The organism is Porcipelethomonas ammoniilytica, assembly GCF_025567485.1.
GTDB classification, from domain to species: domain Bacteria; phylum Bacillota; class Clostridia; order Oscillospirales; family Ruminococcaceae; genus Porcipelethomonas; species Porcipelethomonas ammoniilytica.
Genome location: NZ_JAOQKH010000007.1, coordinates 111,476 through 113,346, shown reverse-complemented (window position 1 = coordinate 113,346; position 1,871 = coordinate 111,476). Strand labels below are relative to the sequence as shown.

At 36.5% G+C, this 1,871-nt stretch carries 2 protein-coding genes; both read left to right on the top strand.

From position 1 onward, the window contains the following. Positions 1-65: 65 nt before the first annotated feature. A complete protein-coding gene (locus tag OCV67_RS07700; protein ID WP_147643398.1) occupies positions 66-251 on the top strand; it encodes a hypothetical protein in 186 nt (61 codons plus the stop codon). Between the two features lie 393 nt (positions 252-644). Then, complete coding sequence (locus tag OCV67_RS07695) at positions 645-1,445, top strand: N-acetylmuramoyl-L-alanine amidase (protein WP_147643397.1); 801 nt, start codon at positions 645-647, stop codon at positions 1,443-1,445. Positions 1,446-1,871: the final 426 nt, after the last annotated feature.

Genomic DNA, 1,871 nt, shown 5'->3' with positions numbered 1-1,871 from the left:
GTTGTTGAAGAACAGATAAAAGTCGCAAATCATAGAATTGAGGACTTGGAAAAGGAGATGCACAAATGAACATTTTAAAGAAAAATTGCGTAAAGCGAGCATTAAGAACATTTTTACAGACAGCAGTAGGCTACATAGCGGTAAATATCGCCGCAACGGATCTAACTGTAAAATCCGCTGTTCTGGGACTTTGCATTTCTGCCATATCAGCAGGTATGGCGGCGGTTATGAATCTTAAAGAAAACAGTTGACATATTTCCATAATTGATGTATAATAATAAAAAAGGGGCATACCGATAGACGGTCGCTCCCTCAGAAATAGTTATTAAATAACCGTTCTCAGTTGGTAGCCGTGGACGGTTATTTCTTTATGTTCTTAATTAACTCGTTAAGAGTAACAAGAAGCACGATAGCAAGAACTGTATATATAAGTTCCATGTCTATCACCTCCTTGCCTGCTTATTTCGCCTGCCCTAGTGGGGACGATAAGTAAGTTTATGGCGTAAGGAGGGAACAACCGCCTACCGTTTCAGGTATGCCCTTATCAAAAATTATACATTATTCTGTAAAATATGTCAATATTTGCGCTCTGATTTTTCAGGGCGTATTTTTTATATCTAAATTTAAGAAATGAGGTAATAATTATGAGTAAAAAAGTATTTATAGGAGTAAGACATGGCGGAACAGACAGCGGAGCAGTTAAGTACATAGTCGAAAAAGAGTATACATTAAAGACAGCCTTTGCACTGTCTGAAATTTTAAGTAAGTACGGCGTTGATTTCAAGCTGTCACGTACTCAGGATATTGACACCGATATGGACAGTAAAGTTGCAATGTGTAATAAATATGCTCCTGATCTGGCGGTGGATATTCATTTCAATGCAGGCGGCGGACAGGGCTTTGAGGTATATTACAGCCGTGTGGGCGGTACGTCAAAAACATTGGCAAATAATATTAATACCGAGGTCAAGAAAATCATGTCGAGCCGAGGTGTTAAGACTAAGCTTGGCAATGGCTGTACGGACTATTTTGCAATTATCAGAGAAACAGCAGCTCCAGCAGTACTTTTAGAGGGCGGATTTGTCGACAGTAAAAAGGACGCTGATTTCATCAAGTCCAATTACAAAAGGCTTGCTGAAGCATACGCTAAAGGTATTTTAAAGACGTTGGGTATTTCTACAGCAGCAAGTCCTGCAAAGCCTATATTAGATAAAACTGGTCGCAAAAAGGGTAATGCAGAATCATTGGAATTAAAGGTATTACTGCTTATTGCTAAAAAGCTAGGTATTCATAAATGCGGTATGGATGAAAATAAGTCTTTTGGTACTGGTACACTGAATGCTGTAAACTATCTGTTAGGCGTGTGGGGATATCAGCAGAATGGTATTGCGGGGGAAAACTTCATTAAGCGCTTACATACCGAAATCGAAAATAAAGTGAAATAGTTTGCAAAATTTATAAAAGTGTGGTATAATTAATTTGTTGAAAAAATATACCGCAGAAACAATACAAAGCTAAGCCCATCAGGAAATTCCTGACGGGTTTTTTTATACTTTTGACAATTTCTTTAAAATATGATACTATTATGCACAAGGAAAAAATGTTATACATTTTTGCGGAGCGGGGTAGAAATATTTCGCTCTATTTTTTATAATTCAAGCGGCAGGATCACTCCTTGCCGCTTTTTCGTATATATTACGCATCAAAATATTTAATTGGTTCCATTTAAATGTTTAAAAAAATTTTGGATTATCTAAATTGATTTTCCCAATGCTTTTTATTATTAGAAATGTTTTACGCCGCCGTTAGTATATTCAATAAGGTATGAAAGATCTATTTTATCAATTATTGGATTACCGTTTTGATCAAAA

Bases quoted from the DNA above. Each gene is read 5' to 3' on its own strand.
- OCV67_RS07700 (WP_147643398.1), top strand. From the start codon at position 66: ATGAACATTTTAAAGAAAAATTGCGTAAAGCGAGCATTAAGAACATTT.
- OCV67_RS07695 (WP_147643397.1), top strand. From the start codon at position 645: ATGAGTAAAAAAGTATTTATAGGAGTAAGACATGGCGGAACAGACAGC.